Origin of the sequence: Micromonospora chalcea, from assembly GCF_002926165.1 — a bacterium.
Lineage (GTDB): Bacteria > Actinomycetota > Actinomycetes > Mycobacteriales > Micromonosporaceae > Micromonospora > Micromonospora chalcea.
Window position 1 is genome coordinate 20,202 of the sequence record NZ_MAGP01000002.1, and the last position, 18,359, is coordinate 38,560.

Annotated in this window: 20 protein-coding genes, 2 tRNA genes and 2 pseudogenes; 9 read left to right on the plus strand and 15 right to left on the minus strand. The window is 72.2% G+C overall.

Features of this window, described 5'->3' with window-relative positions:
• Positions 1–55: 55 nt before the first annotated feature.
• From BAW75_RS01230 to BAW75_RS01240, 3 genes are all read right to left on the minus strand, one after another.
• Positions 56–253, minus strand: coding sequence for a hypothetical protein (locus tag BAW75_RS01230; protein WP_043327658.1), 198 nt, complete (start codon positions 251–253; stop codon positions 56–58).
• 36 nt (positions 254–289) lie between these two features.
• On the minus strand, positions 290–1,069 hold the full coding sequence (locus BAW75_RS01235) for an SDR family oxidoreductase (RefSeq protein ID WP_104112357.1): 780 nt from the start codon (positions 1,067–1,069) through the stop codon (positions 290–292).
• Positions 1,070–1,335: 266 nt separating this feature from the next.
• A complete protein-coding gene (locus BAW75_RS01240; protein ID WP_104112358.1) occupies positions 1,336–2,712 on the minus strand; it encodes an MFS transporter in 1,377 nt (458 codons plus the stop codon).
• A gap of 154 nt (positions 2,713–2,866) precedes the next feature.
• On the opposite strand from BAW75_RS01240, the gene BAW75_RS01245 reads away from it, so the two are divergent.
• The gene (locus BAW75_RS01245; protein ID WP_104112359.1) at positions 2,867–7,303 is read left to right on the plus strand and encodes a cation-translocating P-type ATPase; all 4,437 of its coding nucleotides are present in this window, start codon (positions 2,867–2,869) and stop codon (positions 7,301–7,303) included.
• Here BAW75_RS01245 and BAW75_RS01250 read toward each other — a convergent pair.
• Together BAW75_RS01250 and BAW75_RS01255 are read right to left on the minus strand one after the other, a co-directional pair.
• Positions 7,300–8,247 (minus strand): L-threonylcarbamoyladenylate synthase, encoded by a 948-nt coding sequence (locus BAW75_RS01250; RefSeq protein WP_043330800.1) that lies wholly within the window; start codon positions 8,245–8,247, stop codon positions 7,300–7,302. The two genes, BAW75_RS01245 and BAW75_RS01250, sit on opposite strands and share 4 nt — an antisense overlap.
• A gap of 80 nt (positions 8,248–8,327) precedes the next feature.
• Positions 8,328–8,903 (minus strand): winged helix-turn-helix domain-containing protein, encoded by a 576-nt coding sequence (locus BAW75_RS01255; RefSeq protein ID WP_104112360.1) that lies wholly within the window; start codon positions 8,901–8,903, stop codon positions 8,328–8,330.
• 65 nt (positions 8,904–8,968) lie between these two features.
• Here BAW75_RS01255 and BAW75_RS01260 point away from each other — a divergent pair, with 65 nt between their 5' ends.
• Entirely contained in the window at positions 8,969–9,559 is a 591-nt protein-coding gene (locus tag BAW75_RS01260; RefSeq protein ID WP_104112361.1) for a dienelactone hydrolase family protein, read from the plus strand.
• Between the two features lie 3 nt (positions 9,560–9,562).
• Here BAW75_RS01260 and BAW75_RS01265 read toward each other — a convergent pair whose 3' ends face one another.
• The 3 genes from BAW75_RS01265 to BAW75_RS01275 are packed head-to-tail and all read right to left on the minus strand — an operon-like array spanning position 9,563 to position 10,985.
• Complete coding sequence (locus tag BAW75_RS01265; RefSeq protein ID WP_104112362.1) at positions 9,563–10,243, minus strand: hypothetical protein; 681 nt, start codon at positions 10,241–10,243, stop codon at positions 9,563–9,565.
• A gap of 53 nt (positions 10,244–10,296) precedes the next feature.
• Positions 10,297–10,683: a VOC family protein gene (locus BAW75_RS01270; RefSeq protein ID WP_069089563.1), complete on the minus strand. Its 387-nt coding sequence runs from the start codon at positions 10,681–10,683 to the stop codon at positions 10,297–10,299.
• Positions 10,680–10,985, minus strand: a complete 306-nt coding sequence (locus BAW75_RS01275) for an ArsR/SmtB family transcription factor (protein ID WP_043327664.1) — start codon at positions 10,983–10,985, stop codon at positions 10,680–10,682. Before BAW75_RS01275 ends, BAW75_RS01270 begins: the two co-directional genes overlap by 4 nt.
• Positions 10,986–11,038: 53 nt before the next feature.
• On the opposite strand from BAW75_RS01275, the gene BAW75_RS01280 reads away from it, so the two are divergent.
• Both BAW75_RS01280 and BAW75_RS01285 read left to right on the plus strand, forming a co-directional pair.
• The gene (locus BAW75_RS01280; protein WP_104112363.1) at positions 11,039–11,587 is read left to right on the plus strand and encodes an AAA family ATPase; all 549 of its coding nucleotides are present in this window, start codon (positions 11,039–11,041) and stop codon (positions 11,585–11,587) included.
• A 79-nt stretch (positions 11,588–11,666) separates the two neighbouring features.
• Entirely contained in the window at positions 11,667–12,401 is a 735-nt protein-coding gene (locus BAW75_RS01285; protein ID WP_064448027.1) for an LPXTG cell wall anchor domain-containing protein, read from the plus strand.
• Between the two features lie 66 nt (positions 12,402–12,467).
• On the opposite strand, the gene BAW75_RS01290 is transcribed toward BAW75_RS01285, so the two are convergent.
• Positions 12,468–12,866: an ester cyclase gene (locus tag BAW75_RS01290; RefSeq protein WP_104112364.1), complete on the minus strand. Its 399-nt coding sequence runs from the start codon at positions 12,864–12,866 to the stop codon at positions 12,468–12,470.
• A gap of 147 nt (positions 12,867–13,013) precedes the next feature.
• Between BAW75_RS01290 and BAW75_RS01295 the strand changes: the two genes are divergently transcribed.
• On the plus strand, positions 13,014–13,898 hold the full coding sequence (locus tag BAW75_RS01295; protein ID WP_104112365.1) for an aminoglycoside phosphotransferase family protein: 885 nt from the start codon (positions 13,014–13,016) through the stop codon (positions 13,896–13,898).
• Positions 13,899–13,944: 46 nt separating this feature from the next.
• A complete protein-coding gene (locus tag BAW75_RS01300) occupies positions 13,945–14,508 on the plus strand; it encodes a dihydrofolate reductase family protein (RefSeq protein ID WP_104112366.1) in 564 nt (187 codons plus the stop codon).
• Between the two features lie 57 nt (positions 14,509–14,565).
• On the opposite strand, the pseudogene BAW75_RS01305 reads toward BAW75_RS01300, so the two are convergent.
• Positions 14,566–14,907 (minus strand): annotated as a pseudogene (locus BAW75_RS01305) (MerR family transcriptional regulator); the annotation flags it as partial.
• A 140-nt stretch (positions 14,908–15,047) separates the two neighbouring features.
• Here BAW75_RS01305 and BAW75_RS32720 point away from each other — a divergent pair.
• The 3 genes and pseudogenes from BAW75_RS32720 to BAW75_RS01315 all read left to right on the plus strand — a co-directional run bounded on the left by BAW75_RS32720 (position 15,048) and on the right by BAW75_RS01315 (position 16,286).
• Positions 15,048–15,662: an NADPH-dependent FMN reductase gene (locus tag BAW75_RS32720; protein ID WP_146074786.1), complete on the plus strand. Its 615-nt coding sequence runs from the start codon at positions 15,048–15,050 to the stop codon at positions 15,660–15,662.
• Positions 15,611–15,784: pseudogene (locus tag BAW75_RS32725) on the plus strand (DUF4259 domain-containing protein); the annotation flags it as partial. The gene BAW75_RS32720 and the pseudogene BAW75_RS32725, both read left to right, overlap by 52 nt.
• A gap of 223 nt (positions 15,785–16,007) precedes the next feature.
• Positions 16,008–16,286, plus strand: a complete 279-nt coding sequence (locus BAW75_RS01315; RefSeq protein ID WP_104112369.1) for a hypothetical protein — start codon at positions 16,008–16,010, stop codon at positions 16,284–16,286.
• 82 nt (positions 16,287–16,368) lie between these two features.
• Here BAW75_RS01315 and BAW75_RS01320 read toward each other — a convergent pair whose 3' ends face one another.
• The 5 genes from BAW75_RS01320 to BAW75_RS01335 form a co-directional block, all read right to left on the minus strand.
• Complete coding sequence (locus BAW75_RS01320; RefSeq protein ID WP_167435510.1) at positions 16,369–16,866, minus strand: SRPBCC family protein; 498 nt, start codon at positions 16,864–16,866, stop codon at positions 16,369–16,371.
• An 81-nt stretch (positions 16,867–16,947) separates the two neighbouring features.
• A tRNA-Ala gene (locus BAW75_RS01325) sits at positions 16,948–17,023 on the minus strand.
• Positions 17,024–17,035: 12 nt separating this feature from the next.
• Positions 17,036–17,164, minus strand: a complete 129-nt coding sequence (locus BAW75_RS32730; RefSeq protein WP_013283222.1) for a DLW-39 family protein — start codon at positions 17,162–17,164, stop codon at positions 17,036–17,038.
• Between the two features lie 43 nt (positions 17,165–17,207).
• Positions 17,208–17,281 (minus strand) — tRNA-Ile (locus BAW75_RS01330).
• 145 nt (positions 17,282–17,426) lie between these two features.
• Positions 17,427–18,359, minus strand: a complete 933-nt coding sequence (locus BAW75_RS01335; protein WP_043327671.1) for a DUF3566 domain-containing protein — start codon at positions 18,357–18,359, stop codon at positions 17,427–17,429.

Genomic DNA, 18,359 nt, shown 5'->3' on the forward strand with positions numbered 1-18,359 from the left:
TCGCGATCCTCGCACCCGCTTCGCGGATCGCCCCTCCGGGCCCCGGCTCCGCCCCTCAGTTGGGATTGCTGAGGAACGCGTTCTCCTGCGCGAAGTCCCGGTTCTCGGCGGTGGTGAGCTGCCGGCGGCGCAGCACCTCGGGACGGTTCGCCTCGGCGTCCTCGATGCCGTGCCGGACGCCGACCCGGATCACGCCGTAGAGGAAGACGAAACCGAAGACATAGAGGAGCACTGTGGCGACGAAGACCAGCATGCGGCCACGGTAGGCCGGTGCGGACCCGACCGGTTCTCATCTTCCGCCGGTTCCCCCGTACGTGTCCGCGAGGTAGTCGGCCCAGGTCCGGGTGCCGGTCGGCGTGGCCGTCGTGGTGAGTCCGCCCCCGCGCAACTCCCGCCCGAGGCGGCCGGGAATCCGGACCGGCAGCAGCGGACGGCGTACCCGGCGGGCCGCGAGCCAGGTGCGGGCCGCCTCGTCGAAGCGCAGCACCTGCGGCCCGGCGAAGTCCTCGACCCGGTGCGACGGTCCGGCGAGCAGCAGCACCGCGAGCCGGTCCGCCACGTCGGCCGGGTCGACCGGCTGGGCGAGTACGGCCCGGTCCCCGATCACCGGGCCGAGGCGGCTCGCGCCTTTCAGCAGGTCCGCCAGGAACTCGGGGAACTGGGTCGCGCGCAGCACGCTCCACGGCACCGACCCGGCGGCCACCACCTCTTCGGCCGCGAGCTTGTGCCGGTAGTAGGGGATCGGCACCCGGTCGACGCCGACGATCGAGACGTACACCAGGTGGCGCACCCCGGCGTGGCCGGCGGCCATGGTCAGTCGGCGGGTGCCGAGCACGTCGATCTCGTGGGTACGCCGTTGCGGCGACGAGGCCAGGTGCAGCACCGCGTCCACCCCGGCGACCGCCTCCGCCAGCCCGGCGCCGGTGGCCAGGTCGGTGCTCACCCACTCCACCCCGTCTCCGGTACGGGGCCGACGGCTGGTCGCCCGGAGCGTGAAGCCCTCGTCCCGCAGCCGGGGCACCACCACCCGCCCGAGCCGTCCGGTCGCCCCGGTCACCAGCACCCGCATCGCCACTCCTCCCAGCCACGCCCTGCCCACTCGGTCCGCATTCAGGACGGCAGCCCGGCCGGGATCGTGACCGCTCGCCGGGCTGTCGGCCCGACGTCGCGCTTGCCGGGCTGCTCCATCACAGTGTGTGAGCCCGGCGCAGGCGACTACCACTGTTGAGCGATATACCTGAGAGTCATAATCATGACCAGGAGTCATACCGCAGTCAGGCGATGCCTTCGGCAGGAGCGTTACTGCGCGTGAGCGGCGACCGGGCCGGCGACGCCTCAGCCCGCCGGGCGAGGCACCACTCGACCGGCAAGGGTCAGGCCGAGCAGGCCGCAGCCCGCTGCCACCGCCAGCGTGGTCGCGTAGCTTGCCGGGCCGGGTGACGCACCGGCGGCCAGGACCGCGCCGGTCAGCGCCAGCACGGTGGCCGCGGCGAGCGAGTCGCCCAGTTGCAGCGCCGAGCTGTTGCGGCCCTGCTCGGCCGGGGCCGACTGCTCCAGGGTGAGCACCGACAGCGACGGGTAGAGCAGTCCCATGCCGAGCCCGGCCACGGCCCAGGAGAACACCGCCGGCAACACCGGCAGCCCGGGCAGCAGCGCCGACGCGACGCCCGCCGTACCGATGGTGATGCAGGCCAGCCCGGCCCGGGGCAGGCTCGCCGCCGACCGGGGCGAAGCGATCCGGCCCTGGATCCACGAGCCCACCGACCAGGACAGCGCCCCCACGGTCAGCACCAGGCCGGCGCCGGTGGGCGAGAAGCCGCGCTCCCGCGACAGCATCAGCGGGATCACCACCTCGGCGGCCACGAACGCCGCCGACGCCAGCGCGCGCAGGCCGATCACCGTCGGCAGACCGCGTGCCGCGCGCAGGAACCCGGACGGCAACAGACGCGGTACGCAGACGAACAGCCCGGCCAGCGCCCCGGCGGTCAGGGCGGCGGCGAGCACGCCGCGCTGCTGCCCCCCGTAGTGCAGCAGTGCGGCGCTCGCCCCCGCCCCGCAGGCCCAGCCGACGCGGGCCATCGCGCCCACGGGCGGCCGGGTCGGCACGGTGCCGGCCAGCGCCTTCAGACCCGGCTGGATCAGCAGCGCCGCCGGAATCGCCACCGCCGGTACCGCGAGGAACACCCATCGCCAGCCCAGATGTTCCACGATCAGGCCGGCCAGCGCCGGGCCGACCAGCGACGGCACCACCCAGGCCGCGGCGAACGCGGCGAAGATCCGCCGCCGCAACTGCTCCGGGTACGCCTGACCGACCACCACGTAGAGCGCCACCGAGACGAGTCCGGAACCGAAGCCCTGCACCACCCGCCCGACGACCAGCATCTCCATGGTCGTCGCGGAACCGGCCACGACCAGCCCGGCGACGAACCAGGCGACGCCGTGCCACATCGCCGGCCGTGGTCCGCGCGCGTCGCACCAGATGCCGGAGGCGACCATCGCCACCACGCCGGAGGCGAACGAGCCGCCGAACGCCAGCGCGTACAGGCCGAGCCCGTCCAGCGCGCGGGCCACCGTCGGCATGGCGGTGCCCACCGCCAGCGCCTCGAACGCGAGCAGGGACACCAGGGCGACGCTGCCCACAGTCATCGCCCGAAGGCGCGGCGACCACAGGTCGACGGGTGGATCGGCCGGGAGGGCGGCGGTGCTGGTCATGGGCTACAGCCTCGGACCTCACCCCGGGTTGAGGTCAACTGTGGTCCCCGTCTCGTCCGGCGGGAACGACCGGACCCCGAACTTCTGCCGTCCGGGTGGCATAACGGACGCCGCGCCGGGAAGTCGGGCCGCCGGGACGAGACCGGGAGGCGAGATGGCGCTGGGACGCTTCGCCGGCCTCCTGCTGTCCCCGACGGTCGTACCCACCAAGGTCTCCGAGGTCGCGGGAAGCGTGGGTACGGCCGCCGCCCGGCTGGCCCGGCTCACCGGGCTGACCAGCCGCCGGGTGTGGTCGCAGGACGGCCGCCACCACATCGAGGTGCACGGCGTCTGCCAGGACGGCGGCGACCGGCTCGCCCGTCAGGTCGAGGCGGCGCTGGAGTCGATGCCGGGCGTGACCTGGGCGCGGGTGAACGCGCCGTCCGGCCGGGTGGTGGTGGCGACCGGGGAGCCGGCGCCGAAACTGCGCGATCTGATCGCCACAGTGGCCCGCGTCGAGCAGACCTGCCCGTACGAGCCGGACCCGGAGATCGAGCCGCCACAGCCGCCCGAGGACGGCCCGCGTACCGCGCGCACGTTCGGCGCGCTGCTGTCCGACGTGCTCGGACTGGGCATCTCCGCCGCCACCCGGGTGCTGCCGCTCACCCCCGTGCCGGCCGAGGTCGCCGGGCTGCTCGGCGCTGTCGACCTGCACCCGAAGCTGCACGCGCTGGCCGGGCTGGGCATCCGCGCCGACCCGCGCGCCGAGGTGCTGTTCCCGCTGGCCGAGGCGGTGGTGCAGGGTCTCACCGGCGGCTGGGCCGGGATCGTGCTGGACGGCGCGCAGCGCGTCGTGCAGTGGGGCGAGGGGGCCGCTCAACTGGCCGCGTGGCGGCGGGCCGAGCCACACCTGACCGGTGACCCGGAACGGGCTGTGGCCCGGGTGCCGGACGGCGAGCGGCCGTGCCCGGTGCCGGACGGGCAGCCGGAGCGCTACGCCAAGCGGGTACTCCCGGCCGGCGCGGTCGCCGGAGCGGCGGCGCTGCCGGTGCTGGGACCCAAGCGGGCCGCCGCGCTGGCACTGTCCTCGCTGCCGAAGGCGCCCGGTTCCGGCCGCGAGGGTTACGGCGCCCAACTGGGCCGGATGCTCGCCCGGCGCGGCGTGATCGCGATGGACCGCAGCGTGCTGCGTGAGCTGGACCGGATCGACACGGTGGTGCTGGACGCGGCGGTGCTCGGTTCGGACCGGGGGGTGCTGGCCGACCTGGCGCCGCTGGCCGACGCCGACACCGGGCAGGTCGCCGCCCGGGCGTTCGCGCTGTTCGACCCGGCCGAGCCGGACGCGGTACGCGCCGCCGACGGCTGGCGGATCGGCCCGCTGGACCGGCTCGGCGCCGACGATCCCGGGGACACCGCGGACAGCGCGCGGCTGCGCGCCGACGGTGGACGGCTGCTCGGGCTGGCCGAGAACGGCCGGCTCGCCGCCGTACTGCGGGTAGAGCCCGAGCCCGCACCGGGCGTGGACGCGCTGGCGTCGGCCGCCCGGCAGGCGGGCCTGCGGCTCGTGGTCGGCGGCGCGGACGACGGCCGGTACGACTTCGCCGACCTGCTCGTACCCGGTGGCGCCCGGCTCGCCGACGCGGTGCACGACCTGCAACGCGAGGGCGCGGTGGTGATGGTGGTCTCCGGCGAGCGGTCGGCGCTCGCCGCCTCGGACTGCGGCCTCGGCGTGTACGGCCCGGAGGACCTGCCCCCGTGGGGCGCGCACCTGCTGGTCGGCGACGACCTGCGGGTACCGGCACTGCTCATCGACGCGGCCGGGGTGGCCCGCCGGATGACCGAGCAGAACATCCGGATCGCCATGGCCGGCGCCGGGCTCGGCGCGCTCGGAGCATTCACCGCCGACCGTCGGCGGCTGCCCCGCCCGACGCTCGCGGCGGTGAACGGCGCGGCGGCGCTCGCGTTCGCGCACGGCGTGTTCCGGGCGCACCGGCTGCCGGACCGCACCGGCGTACCGGTGCCCGCGCTCAGCGCCTGGCATCTCATGCCGGTGGAGACCGTCCTCGAACAGCTCGGCACCGACGCGTCCGGGCTGACCGAGAGCGAGGCGACCCGGCGGCGGCGCGTCGAGGTCGGCGACGAGCACGGTCCGGCCGGGCTGCTCCGCTCGTTCGTCGAGGAGCTGTCCAACCCGCTCACCCCGGTGCTGGCCGCCGGTGCGGTGCTCTCCGCCGCGTTCGGCTCACTCGTCGACGCGGCGCTGGTCGGCGGCGTGGTGGGCGGGTCGGCGCTGGTCGGCGCGGTGCACCAGCGCAACACCGAACGGTCGCTGGCCGAGCTGCTGTCCCGCTCGGCGGTCACCGCCCGGGTGCTGCGCGACGGCGCGGAACGGGTGGTGCCCGCCGAGGAGCTGGTACGCGGCGACGTGATCACGATCAGCTCCGGGGACGCCGTACCGGCCGACTGCCGGGTGCTGACGAGTGACGGGCTGGAGGCGGACGAGTCGTCACTGACCGGTGAGTCGCTGCCGGTGGCGAAGAGCCCCGATCCGGTGGTCGCGGCGGCCATCGCCGAGCGGCACTCGATGCTGTTCGAGGGCACCACAGTCGCCGCCGGGCACGGCACCGCTGTGGTGGTGGCCACCGGCGCGGAGACCGAGTCCGGGCGGAGCCTCGCGATGGCCCGGCAGGCCCCGCCCGCCAGTGGTGTGGAGGCGCGGCTGGGCAAGCTGACCAGCAGCGCCGTACCGCTGGCGGCCGCCTCGGCGATCTCGGTGGCCGGTGCGGGGCTGCTTCGGGGCGTACCCCTTGCCGAAACGGCGGCGACCGCCGCGAACCTGGCCGTGGCGTCGGTGCCGGAGGGGTTGCCGTTCCTGGTCAGCGCCGCGCAGCTGGCGGCGGCGCGGCGGCTGGCCGAGCACGGCGCCCTGGTCCGCAACCCCCGGACCATCGAGGCGCTGGGCCGCGTCGACGTGCTCTGCTTCGACAAGACCGGCACGCTCACCGAGGGGAAGCTGCTGCTGGCCGGGGTGGGCACCGGTGACGGCCGGTACGCTGTGCTGGGCGAACTGGACGAGCCGCTGCGGTCGACGCTGGCCGCCGCGGTGCGGGCCACCCCGTCCGCCGCCGACCCGGACGAGTTGCCGCAGCAGACCGACCGGGCGGTACGCCACGGCGCGGACGCCGCCGAGGTGACCGAGCGGACCGGCGCCGCGGAGTGGACCGCCACGGCCGGGCTGCCGTTCGAGCCGTCCCGGGGCTACAGCGCCGCTGTCGGCCGCTCCTCCGGCGGGCTGCTGCTGAGCGTGAAGGGCGCCCCCGAGTCGGTGCTGCCGCGCTGCGCGTCGCGGCGCACCGCCGAGGGGGACCGGCCGCTCGATGCGGCGGGGCGCGAGGAGGTGCAGGCCATGCTGGCCGGGCGGGCCGGTGCCGGGCACCGCATTCTCGCCGTGGCCGAGTGCCGGGTCTCCACCGAGCAGGTCAGCGACGAGCAGGTGAACGGTCTGGTCTTCGTGGGTTTCCTGACGCTCGCCGACGGGGTGCGGGACAGCGCCCGGCCGGCGGTGGCCCGGATCCGGGCCGCCGGCGTACACACCGTCATGATCACCGGCGATCACCCGGCCACCGCCGAGGCGATCGCCGCCACGATCAGCCCGGAGGACGGCGGCCAGCGCGTCGTCACCGCCACCGACCTGGACCGGCTGGACGACGCCGCCCTCGCCGAGCGCCTGATGGCCACCGACGTGGTGGCGCGCTGCACGCCGGCGCACAAGGTACGGATCATTCAGGCTTTGCAGCGCCAGGACCGGACCGTCGCGATGACAGGTGACGGCGCCAACGACGCCCCGGCGATCCGGCTCGCCGACGTCGGTATCGCGCTCGGTCAACGGGGCACACCAGCCGCCCGCGCCGCCGCCGACCTGGTGGTCACCGACGACCGGCTGGAGACGATCATCGCCACGCTGGTCGAGGGCCGGGCCATGTGGTCGTCGGTGCGGCACGCGCTCAGCATCCTGGTCGGCGGCAACCTCGGCGAGATCGCGTTCAGCGTGCTCAGCGCCGCCGCGACCGGCCGCTCCGCCCTGAACGGCCGGCAACTGCTGCTGGTCAACCTGCTCACCGATCTCGCGCCGGCGCTCGCCATCGCGGTACGGCCGCCGGCCGACGACCGCGCCGACCACCTGCTACGCGAGGGTCCGGACTCCTCGCTCGGTGTGACCATGACCCGGGAGATCGGGCTGCGGGCGGCGTCGACCACGCTGGGCGCGACCGCCGGCTGGACGATCGCCAGGTGGACCGGCACCCAGCGGCGGGCCAGCACCGTCGCGCTGGCGTCCCTGATCGGCACTCAGCTCGGCCAGACCGTACTGGCCGGCGGCACCAGCCCCAGCGTGCTCGCCGCCACCGCCGCGTCGGTGGGCGCGCTCGTCGCGGTGGTGCAGACGCCTGGTGTCAGCCAGTTCTTCGGCTGCACCCCGATGGGACCGGTGGGCTGGGCAATCGCCACCGGCTCGGCGCTCGGCGCGACGTTCGCCAACGGCACGCTCACCAAGCTGATGGACCGCATGCCGCAGCCCGGCTCGCACGGGCGTCCCGACGCGGAACAGTTCTAGTGCCAGGTGGCGGCGGCCCGGCGCAGCCGGTCGTTTATCGCGCGGCCCACTCCGGTGTCCGGCACCGGCTCGGCGACGATCTCGGTCACCCCGGCCGCGTCCAGCCGGTGCAGCGCGTCGAACAGTCGCGCCGCCGCCGCGGTCACGTCGCCGTCGGGCGACAGCACCTCCACCGCCGCCCAGTCGCCGTCCGCCGGTGGCTCCCGGAAGGCCAGGAACCCCCGCCGGCCGCCGCCGGGCTCGGCCGCCGCGCCCAACCGCAACGGGGTACGCGGGGCGTAGTGCGCGGCCAGCGTCCCGGGCGCGACGGGCTGACCGGAGCTGCCCTGGCGCACCTCGACCGGGCCGACCGCCTCGATGATCGCCTCGACCGGAAGCGCGCCCAGCCGCAGCACCACCGGCCGGTCGCCCCGGGCGTCCACGATCGTCGACTCGATGCCGCACCGGGTGGGCCCGCCGTCGAGCACCACGTCCACGGCGCCGCCCAGCCCGGCCACCACGTGCTCGGCGCGTGTCGGGCTGAGCTGGCCGAACCGGTTCGCGCTCGGCGCCGCCACCGGCACGCCGGCCGCCGCGATCAGCGCCCGCGCCGACGGCTCGTCCGGTACGCGTACCGCCATGGTGTCCAGGCCGGAGGTGACGATCGGCGGGATGATCTCCGGTCGGTCCACGATCAGGGTGAGCGGGCCGGGCCAGAAGCGCTTCGCCAGCTCGGCCACCGCCGCCGGCACCTCGCCCACCAGCGCGGCCAGGTCGGCGGCGTCGGCCAGGTGACTGATCAGCGGGTCGAAGCTGGGCCGCGCCTTGGCCTCGAAGATCCGGGCCGCCGCCCGCGCGTCGAGCGCGTTGGCGCCCAGGCCGTAGACGGTTTCGGTGGGGAAGGCGACCAGCCCGCCGGCGCGCAGAACAGCGGCGGCCTCGTCGATGCCGCGCTCGGCCGGCAGGACGCGCGGGGATCCGGTGCTCACGCTTCCGACGCTAGCCTGCTCTCTTCGCCGCCCCGGCAAGACCCCGTCGGGTGGCGTTACCCGGCGTCCGTGTCGGGGAGCGTGGGCGCGTCCGTGGGGTAGAGGCCGGCGGCGAAGCCGTACACCTGGTCCCCGGCGCGGGGGATCTGCGCGAACCGCCGGGCCAGCGCCTGCACCTCCGCCCAGAATTCGCGGACGTCCTCGATCGGGATGCGCGCGTGCACGAGCGTGCACCGCAGTTCGTCGGCGGCATCCGCGGCGGCCGCCTCGGCGGCTGCTTCGGCGAGGCCGTTGATCCGGGACACGACCTGCTTGTCCTCTGTCCGGGTGAGCGTGCCGACGTAGAAGGTGCGGGCGACACGCCCGTAGAACCGCTCTTCGATGGCGCGTACCCGCCGGGTCCGCACCACGCGCAGCAGCCCGGCGTCCACCAGTTGGTTCACGTGGTACGCGACGCTGCTCTTCGGCCGGTCGACCGCGCGGGCCAGCTCGTTCACCGTGGCGGCGCGTTCCAGGAGCAGTTCCAGGAGCGTGCTGCGCAGCGGGTCGGCGAGCGCGCGCAACTGCTCCGGGGCGGTGACCACGAGCAGGTCCTCGAGGTCGTAGTCCGGGATCCGCTGATTGACCGACATTTCTCGACCGTTCTAAAATTCTGGTTCGTTCGATAACTCTGGTCTGACAACTCAGGAGTGTAGTGATGGCCGAGATCGTGCTCTTCCACCACATTCAAGGGCTCACCGACGGCGTACGCGCCCTCGCCGACTCCCTGCGCGCCGGCGGACACACCGTGCACACCCCGGACTTATTCGACGGCGAACGGCCGGCCACCATCTCCGACGGCGCCGCGCTGGTCAAGCGCATCGGCGGCGACGTCCTCGACCAGCGCGCCGACGCGGTCGTCGCCGACCTGCCCGCCGACCTCGTCCACGCGGGTGTCTCCTGGGGCGCCGCCATCGCCCAGCGGCTCGCCCAGACCCGGCCCGGCGCCCGGGCCGCCCTGCTCTACGAAGCCTGCCTGCCGGTGACCGGTGAGTGGGCGATCGGCCCCTGGCCCGACGGCGTGGCGGTACAGGTGCACGGCATGGAGCAGGACCCGTTCTTCGGGCTGGAAGGCGACGTGGACGCCGCCCGTGAGCTGGTGTCGATCGTCGGCCCCGAACGCGGCGAGCTGTACGTCTACCCCGGCGACCGGCACCTGTTCACCGACAACTCGCTGCCCTCGTACGACGCCGAGGCGACCGCGCTCGTGGTGAGCCGCAGCCGCGAACTGCTCGACCGGCTCGCCTGACGCCTACTCGTCACCCCGCAGCCGCGCCAACTCGGCCGCGTACTCGGCGTCGGTCAGCACCCCGCGCTCGTACTGCCGGGTCAGCGCGTGGATGTCACGCCGCCGCCCGGCGGCCGGCGCGGGCGGCCGGGTCCGGTCCGGACGGTCGACGCGGACCGGACCCGGCGCCGGGCTCGCCGCCGCGCGCTGCTCCGGGGGCCGGGCCTCGCGGTGGCACTCCCGCAGGTTCGCGAGGATCTCGTCGTAGTGCTCCGGCCAGGTGACCAGCCGGGTCAGCTCCAGGCGGAACGGCCGGACGATGGCGCCGGACTGGATCGGCGTCTGCACCGGCGCGCCGTCGGTCCGCTCGATGACGATCGCGTCGCGTCCCATGTCCAGACCCATTATCGAACTCGCACCGCTGTGGATATCCACAACCGACGCCCACGGCACGGTGGTCGTGTGGAGCAGCGAACGGGAACGTATGCCGACGGGGCTCACCCAGACGCCGAGCATCGCGCGGCGGACCGCGACGGCGAGGACGCCGGCGTTCCACACTCCGAGGACGACCGCCTCCCGTTCCAGGAGACTGCCGCTACGGACCCCGAACACGATGAGCACGAAGTAGCCGACCGCCAGCCCCGCCACGACCATGGAGCCGGAGGTGGCCAGGTCCAGCGAGTACGGGCGCCGCCACACCGTCATGCCGCCAGGGTGACCGATCGTGTCCAGCGGTTCAGCGCGGCGTCAGCGCCCGGCTACCGGTACTGTGCGATCTGGATCAGGTTGCCGCAGGTGTCGTCGAACACCGCGGTGGTCACCGGGCCCATGTCGACCGGCTCCTGGGTGAACAGCACGCCGAGGCCCCGCAGCCGCTCGTGCTCGGCGGCCACGTCGTCGACCGCGAACTGCGTCAGCGGGATGCCGTCGGCCGCGAGCGCCTCCTTGAACGCCTTGGCGGCCGGGTGCGCGTCGGGCTCCAGCAGCAGTTCCACGCCGTCCGGGGCGTCCGGCGAGACCACTGTCAGCCAGCGGTACTCCCCGGTCGGCACGTCTGTCTTCTTCACGAAGCCCAGCACCTCGGTGTAGAAGCGCAGCGCCTTGTCCTGGTCGTCGACGTACACGCTGGTGAGGTTGATTCTCATGGGTTCTCCTGGGTGGGTTCGGCGGACCTGAGCCATCGTTCGGTGACGGCCCGCAGCGGCCGGGTGTCGAGGTGGTGGAACTTGTAGCGACCCTGCCGCCGCGTGACGACCAGGCCGGCGGCCTCCAGGACGTCGAGGTGCTGGGAGATCGCCTGCCGGGACGACGTGACCTGGTGCTTCGTGGCCAGCCGCCCGCAGATCTCGAACAGGGTCTGACCGTCGCGCTCGGTCAGCTCGTCGAGGATCAGGCGGCGGGTGTGGTCGGCCAGCGCCTGGTACAGATCGCCCACGTCACCCACCATATGCAAGTGACGGCTTGCCTATCAAGCGGATTGCCCGCCATTCGGAGGACGACATGCCCGGATACATCCTCACCGGCGCTCCCGGCTCCGGTAAGACAGCGATCCTCCGGCACCTGGAGATCGACGGGTACCCCGTCGTGGAGGAGGCGGCGACCGACGTGATCGCGCTTCACCAGGCGCTCGGACGACCGGAGCCGTGGCGTGAGCCGGGCTTCGCCGACCGGGTGCTGAATCTCCAACGGGAGCGCCGTCGCCGAGCCGCGGCGAACGCCGGCGAGGTCGTCTTCCACGACCGTTCGCCCGTCTGCACGCTGGCGTTGTGCCGCTATCTGGGCCGGGCCGCACCGTCCGCGCTGCTCGCCGAGATCAAGGACATGACGGCGAATCGCCACTACGAACAAACCGCTTTCTTCGTACGCCATCAGGGCTTCGTGGAGGCGACCGCCGCTCGCCGGATCACCTTCGAGGAATCACTCGTCTTCGAGCGGATCCACGAGTTGACCTATCGCGAGGCCGGATTCGACCTCGCCGACGCGCCGGCCGGCCCACTGGCGAGCCGGGTCGCGGCGATAAGAGAGGCGGTTGATCGACTGCACCGTTAGCGCAATCAATGCTCCTTGCATTTCGAAGGGACGCCGGTAACATCTCCATGTTTTGATCTACACGGGGAGGAAAGTCCACATGCGATGGAAAATCCCGGCCGGCGCCCTGGTGGCGCTGGCCTTTGTGATTCCGGCGGCGCCCGCGGCGGCGCAGACCGCAGTGCCCGGGCTGAACGACGCCTGCCAGACAGTCGAACGCAAGGTGTACAAGGATTTCCGCGAGCTCGTCACCATCGACTTGGACACGGCCAACGTTTCCGAGCTGCGGCTGCTGGCCTACCGGCTCCTGGCCGAGGCGCAGGCCGAATCGTTGCCCGTTCTGCCGGGCGAGATCGAGGAGCGGCTGAAGGGCACCTCGGACGACCTTCGCGCATACCTCAAGAACGTGGAGAATCGCTGGGCGACGGCTCTGCGCGTCTCGATCGGCCAGACCATGACGGGTGCCGGCCCCAACGTGCGGGCCGCCGCGCAGAAGGTGCTCGACAACCCGTCCGTCGAGGCCTACCTCGCCTACCTGAACAACGGCCTGTACGAGGCTCGCGCGCTCGACTGCGCATCCCAGCCGACGCCGACGCCGTCTCAGCCCACGACCACGCCGACCGCGACGCCCAGCGCCACGTCGACAGTCGTGCCGCCCCTCAGTCCCTCCGCCAGCGTGGGCGTACCCGGCGGCGACGGTGGTGGCGAGGGTGGCGGCCTGCCGGTGACCGGCTCCGACACCGCGACAGTGGCCGGCATCGGCGGGGCGCTGCTGCTCCTCGGCGGCGCCAGCTACGTCATCGGACGCCGACGTCGTTCCCGCTTCGTCGCATAGCTTCCTGGGCGCGCCCAGCTCGATGTCGCATCGGGCTGGGCGCGCCGCGTTTCCGGATTCCCCCGGTCAGCCGGCGAGCTGCCGCCGCACCGAGTCGGTGTCCATCAGGTACGACATGTGCTTGAACTTGCCGTCCTGGAGCCGGTAGAAGGCGGTCTCGACGAACGAGACCGAGGCGCCGGTAGGCGCCAGGCCGTTCCACTCCTTGACGGGCGTTCCGGTGTCGACGAGGCGGGCGGCGATCCGGTCGCCCTCGACGACCAGATCCTGGATCTCCCAGTGGAGATCCGGCACCGCCTCGACGTGCTTGTAGAACTCGGCCACCATGTCCGCCATCCGGACCGGCGTGCCGTTCATGATCACCTCTTCGTGGGCGAAGTCGGCCATGCGGTCGAACTCCCGCTTGTTCGCCAGATCGACGTACCGCAGGTAGAAGTCACGCAGTTCCTCAGTGGTGGCGCTCATGATCGCTCGTTCCCCTCCGCATATTTTGTACCGCTCGGTTCGGAGCCAACCGTAGCAGAGTTCTGTACCGATCGGTTCATGATCAGGATCACGCCGCGCTCCGAATTCGATTGACCGTGTGATCCGGCGGGTCCTACGGTCGCGTCGATGCGCCCGGGAGAGATCGTCGTCACTGTCGAGCAGGTACGCGCCCTGATCAGCGAGCAGTTCCCCGAATGGTCGAGCCTGCCGATCGTGCCGCAGCCGCTGACCGGCACCGACAACGCGCTGTTCCGGCTGGGCGACTCCCTGACGGCACGGCTGCCCCGGGCGCCGTGGGCGGTCGACCAGGTGACGACGGACGCGACCTGGCTGCCGCGGCTCGCCCCTCATCTCCCGGTACCAGTGCCGGTGCCGGTCGCCGTGGGCGAACCGGGCGGGAACTATCAGTGGCCGTGGACCGTCGTCCCGTGGCTCGACGGGCACAACCCGCAAGCCGGGCAGGATCACGTCGACCTCGCCGTCGACCTCGCCCGCTTCGTACGGGCGATGATCGCGATCGACCCGATGGACGGGCCGGTCAAGGAAGGCATCCAGCGCGGCGTACCCCTGGTGCAGCGCGACGAACTGACCCGCCGGTCGATCGCGGAGCTGGGCGACCGGATCGACGGCCGGGCAGTGACCGCGGCGTGGGACGAGGCGATGGCGACGGACGAGTGGCCGGGACCGCCGGTGTGGCTGCACGGTGATCTGCTGGCGGGCAACCTGCTGGTCGACCGGGGCCGGCTCACCGGCGTGATCGACTTCGGCGGTCTCGGCCGCGGCGATCCGGCCGTCGAGGTGCGACCCGGCTGGAGCCTGTTCGACGCCCGCGCCCGGGCCGCCTACCGGGAGGCGCTCGGGTTCGACGAGGCGACCTGGGTACGCGGTTGGGCCTGGATGCTGTCCGGATCGCTCTACTGGCTGGCGGACCTGTGGGACTCGATCAGCGAGTACGACCGCCGGGACACCATCCGCCACATCGACTACATTCTGCGTCACCGCCACGACTGACCTGCGGGGTCCGGTGTTGCGGGACCGACCGACGGAGGCATGCGCTGTGCGGAAATTGATCTACGGCATGAACCTGACAGTGGACGGCTACGTGTCCGCGCCCGGCGACGACATCGGGTGGGGCGAATCGAGCGACGAACTGTTCCAGTGGTGGCTCGATCAGGAGCGGGCGGTCAGCCTGTTCCTGTACGGACGCCGCCTGTGGGAGAACATGAGCGGCTACTGGCCGACCGGCGACCAGCAGCCGGGCGCCACCCCGGCGCAGATCGAGTTCGCCCGGAACTGGCGGGACACGCCGAAGGTGGTGTTCTCCTCCACCATCGACAAGGTCGACTGGAACGCCCGCCTGTTCACCGGGGACGCGATCGCCGAGATAACCCGGCTCAAGGCCGGGGACGGCGGCCCGATGAGGGTCGGTGGCGCAGCCCTCGCGGGGGCGGCCATGCGGGCCGCGCTGATCGACGAGTACGAGATCGTCACCCACCCGGTCCTCGTGGGCGCCGGCGCGCCGTTCTTCGGCGCGCTGGACGGCTGGTCGAAGCTCGACCTGGTGGAGACGCGGACGTTTCCCGGCGGCGTGACCCTGAGCAGGTACGCGACGAGGCGGTAGCGCCTTCCGGCGGCGGTCAGGGTCCAGCGCCTCCAGCCGGGTGCCGAGCCGGCGGCGTCAGGAGTCCAGTGCCGCTCCCAGATCGCAGAGCCTGGCGCCCGAACCGAGCAGTTCGAGCCGGGCCTTCAGGTCGGCCACGCGCTGCTCGGCCTCGGTGACGATGTGCTCGGCGACCCGACCCCAATCCTCGGGTCCCGGGTCGGCGGGAAGCGCGGAGAACAACTCGGCGATCTCGCGCACCGTCAACCCGACCCGCTGAGCGAGCTTGGCGACATGGATGCGGCAGGCCGCGGACTCGTCGAACCGGCGCTGGTTGCCTGCGGTACGCACCGCGTTGATCACGCCGTGCTTCTCGTAGAACCGCACCGCCGAGGGCGCCACTCCACTGTCGGCGGCGACCTCGCTGACGGTCGCCTATGCCACGACCGGGTTCGTGAGCGTCATGCCCTCACCGTACGCCGCGAGGGGTTGCTTCCCCCCGACGATGCGCGTCGATCCGGCTTGACTTCAACATATGTTCAACCCGCAGCGTGGTGGACATGACCGCTCCGACAGCACATGCCAATCACCACTCCACCACCGCCGCGCAGACCACGACGCGAGTCGCGGTGATCGCCTCCAGCCTTCGCAACGGGCGGATGAGCCCGACCATCGCCGAGTGGGTCGTCGCCGCGCTCCAGCAGAGCAGTGGCGTCAACGTCGACCTGATCGACCTCGCCAGGATCACCCTGCCCGACGACACCCGGCTTTCTCCCGGCGGCGGCCCGAGGACCGAGGTCGCCGACCGGATCGAAGCCGCCGACGCGTTCGTGTTTGTCACCCCGGAGTACAACCACTCCTACCCCGCATCGCTGAAGCGGCTCATCGACTGGCACTACGCCGCCTGGATGCTGAAGCCGGCCACCGTCGTCGCCTACGGAGTCCAGGGCGGGTACGCGGCGATCGAACACCTGCGCGGTGTCCTGGCCGAACTGAACATGGTCACCACGCGACGCTGCCTCGGACTGGCTGCCCCGTGGGAAGCCCTGGACGACAGCAACCGCTTCACACCCGCCGACGGCACGAACAAGGCGCTGGCCAGCGCGCTGGCCGAACGGGCCTGGTGGACCGCCGTCCTCACCGACGCACGCGTCAACCGTCCGTTCCCGGCCTGAGGTCCTCGAACCCCGAACTTCTTCCTTGCAAAGCCCTTGGCTTGGACGACGACCTGCCACAACTGGCGATCGAAGCACTTGACCGGGTCCTCGGCGACGACTCCGAGTGGCGGAGCCTATGGGGTGAGGCGGGAGCGAGTGAGTTCCCGCCGATCAAGAGGTCCTTGTCTTTCCGCATCTATCTGCGCCGTGGTCCGCGCCTCTCACCGGCGCCGACCGATGAACCCATGCTTCACCCGAAACCTGACATCTTGCGTCATATTTCTTTCAACCAGCCGGCCCCGCAAGGTGACCACGGCGTGAGGCGGTCAACGCAGAAGACGAGCCCTGTGAAAGCCTGTCGCGATGTCGCGTGCCCGCCTAGCGCTGACCGCCGGGGTTCTCCTGCTCATCGCCTCGTGCCTGCTGCCGTGCCTGCCGTTCCTGGATCTGTCCGGGATCTCGATGCCCTACCAGGACCCCACTCCCGAGATGCTGGAGAAGCAAGCCACCGACATCACCGCAGCCGAACACAGACTCGCCGTCCACGCAGCCATCGCCGGCGCACTCGCCGTAATCGGCCTGGCAGCATTCATCTACGCCTGGAAGCACAGGCGGGCCCGCAAGGCCGACCACGGAATCTAGGCCAAACGTAAAGCATGTGCTGGGACGGATTCGTCAAGCATGTGGTGGCAGGTCAGGAGACTCCATATGCGGCAGACGGCCGTCACCTAGTAGGCGAGGGAGCGTCACCCGGCCGCGGGGGCGATAACACCATCGTCTGCCAGTTGCGGAACACGAAGCGGTGCACCGACTTCAACCCGACCCATAACGCCGGATAGAGCACGGCGCGGCCGAACCCGTGGACTGTCACCATCGTGGTCCGGGTGACGTGCGTGCCACGGCCAGCAGGGGCCATCTCGAATAGATCCCCGAGATAGTCAACGTAGCGGTGGAAACCGAGATCCGTCGACTCCATGTGGAACGCCAGCCGGGCTGGTGGCTCCCATACGGTGATGCGCTGCCGCACCACCCCTTGCTCCGAGATACACTGCCGGGCCGCGTCTACCTCGCCTGGGCCATCGGGCAACCGGCACATCGTCGGTCGAGGCGTACCCAGGTAGAACACCGGGCACCGGGGCTGCAGTTCGAGGCGTGAGTCGCAGAGTGCCGGCCACAGCACCTCAGGCGGGTGGGGGATCGTCCAGCGCGTACGCACGATCACGCCTCCGACGGTAGTCCCACCGTCAACGGTGCAAGAGCGTCTAGCCGGACGTGTCACGGGCCCTGACCTGGCCAGATGATGTGGTGGAGCCCAGGGGACTCGAACCCCTAACCCCTGCCTTGCAAAGGCAGTGCTCTGCCAGTTGAGCTAGGGCCCCGTGTCGGCGCGCTCAGCGCAGGTCGGGCGCGGTGGTCGCCTCGTGCCACAGGGCGCGCTCGTCGTTCGACGCCTTGACCTTCTTGGCCACGACGGCGGCCACACCGACGATGCCGGCCAGGATCAGGAGCTTCTTGAACATGTGCTTGACCCCTCGTGCTCGACTGCCGTCGGACGATGTGCGGTGGGGCTAGCTGGAATCGAACCAGCGACCTCAGAGTTATCAGCTCTGCGCTCTAACCGACTGAGCTATAGCCCCGCGTGGCGACGAGCAAGGTTAACCCATCGCCTCCGCCGCGCCCAAATCGGGGGGTCCGTGGCGGAAGCACCCGCGCCACCCCGAACCTACCCGGACGCACGACGCCGGGGCGACCGCTTTGCGCGGCGCCCCGGCGTCGACCGAATCAGTCCCGCTCGGCGAGCGTCAGCTCGATCCCGCCGACCAGGTCGGCGCAGACGTTGTAGACGAACGCGCTGAGCGTGGCCAGCGCGGTGAACAGCACGACGTTGACCAGGCCGATCAGCGCCGACGTCAGGATCACGCCCTTGGCGGTGATCCGGAAGCCGCCGCCGCCCTGGCCGCCGCCGGCGTTCACCAGGTCGGTCAGGCTGTCGTTGACGCTCTTGAACACGCCCATCGCGTCCAGCGCGAGGTAGAGCACCGAGGTCGCCACGACGACCACGATGAAGAGCACCACGGACACCGCGAACGCGAACTTCATCACGGACCAGGGGTCGATCCGCTTCAGGTTCAGCCGGGCCCGTCGCGGCCCGCGGGACGCGGCCGAACTGACCGAGGTACGCGCGGCGCGTACCGCCTCGCCCACGCGCGCGGCGCCGACTGCGGCCGCGCCGCTGACGCCCGGCGGCAGGCCCCCGCCGTTCGCGGGCCGGGACTGGCCGGTGGCGCCGGTGGTGGTCGGCCGGGCGCCGTCGGGCGATGTCTTCGGCGCGGTGCCCAGGCCGGCGCCGATACGCGGCTGGGTGCCGGTCGTACCGGTGGAGGCCCGGCCGGCCGCGGCCGGTGGCTTGATCGGCTGTGTGCTCGTGGCGTTCGCGGGCTTGGCCGCCGGAGCGGCCAGACCGTTGGCCGACGTCGGCGCGTCGACCTTTGTCTCGGCCGACGAGTCCCGGGAACCCGAGTCCTCGCCCGGCTTGTCCGGAGGCGGCGCCATGCCGGGGGCGCGGGTGAACTTCGGGGCAGGCGCATCGGCGGGAACCGTGGCCCGGCCCACAGCCGCACGGCCGGTAGCTGGTGTACCGCCCTGCGCAGCCTCCTCCTCGGCCGGGGTGGCCGAGGTCCCCTTGTTCCCCGACTTCGCCTGTGTCTCCGTCAT

Excerpts from the sequence above, each read along its gene's own strand:
- BAW75_RS01275 (WP_043327664.1), bottom strand. The coding sequence starts at position 10,985 with ATGGTGGGTGACGTGGGCGATCTGTACCAGGCGCTGGCCGACCACACC.
- BAW75_RS32720 (WP_146074786.1), top strand. The coding sequence starts at position 15,048 with ATGACCGCTCCGACAGCACATGCCAATCACCACTCCACCACCGCCGCG.
- BAW75_RS01255 (WP_104112360.1), bottom strand. The coding sequence starts at position 8,903 with ATGTCGGTCAATCAGCGGATCCCGGACTACGACCTCGAGGACCTGCTC.
- BAW75_RS01270 (WP_069089563.1), bottom strand. The coding sequence starts at position 10,683 with ATGAGAATCAACCTCACCAGCGTGTACGTCGACGACCAGGACAAGGCG.
- BAW75_RS01335 (WP_043327671.1), bottom strand. The coding sequence starts at position 18,359 with ATGACGGAGACACAGGCGAAGTCGGGGAACAAGGGGACCTCGGCCACC.
- BAW75_RS01230 (WP_043327658.1), bottom strand. The coding sequence starts at position 253 with ATGCTGGTCTTCGTCGCCACAGTGCTCCTCTATGTCTTCGGTTTCGTC.
- BAW75_RS01290 (WP_104112364.1), bottom strand. The coding sequence starts at position 12,866 with ATGAGCGCCACCACTGAGGAACTGCGTGACTTCTACCTGCGGTACGTC.
- BAW75_RS01295 (WP_104112365.1), top strand. The coding sequence starts at position 13,014 with ATGCGCCCGGGAGAGATCGTCGTCACTGTCGAGCAGGTACGCGCCCTG.
- BAW75_RS01240 (WP_104112358.1), bottom strand. The coding sequence starts at position 2,712 with ATGACCAGCACCGCCGCCCTCCCGGCCGATCCACCCGTCGACCTGTGG.
- BAW75_RS01265 (WP_104112362.1), bottom strand. The coding sequence starts at position 10,243 with ATGACGGTGTGGCGGCGCCCGTACTCGCTGGACCTGGCCACCTCCGGC.
- BAW75_RS01235 (WP_104112357.1), bottom strand. The coding sequence starts at position 1,069 with ATGCGGGTGCTGGTGACCGGGGCGACCGGACGGCTCGGGCGGGTGGTG.
- BAW75_RS01285 (WP_064448027.1), top strand. The coding sequence starts at position 11,667 with ATGCGATGGAAAATCCCGGCCGGCGCCCTGGTGGCGCTGGCCTTTGTG.
- BAW75_RS01260 (WP_104112361.1), top strand. The coding sequence starts at position 8,969 with ATGGCCGAGATCGTGCTCTTCCACCACATTCAAGGGCTCACCGACGGC.
- BAW75_RS01280 (WP_104112363.1), top strand. The coding sequence starts at position 11,039 with ATGCCCGGATACATCCTCACCGGCGCTCCCGGCTCCGGTAAGACAGCG.
- BAW75_RS32730 (WP_013283222.1), bottom strand. The coding sequence starts at position 17,164 with ATGTTCAAGAAGCTCCTGATCCTGGCCGGCATCGTCGGTGTGGCCGCC.
- BAW75_RS01245 (WP_104112359.1), top strand. The coding sequence starts at position 2,867 with ATGGCGCTGGGACGCTTCGCCGGCCTCCTGCTGTCCCCGACGGTCGTA.
- BAW75_RS01315 (WP_104112369.1), top strand. The coding sequence starts at position 16,008 with ATGTCGCGTGCCCGCCTAGCGCTGACCGCCGGGGTTCTCCTGCTCATC.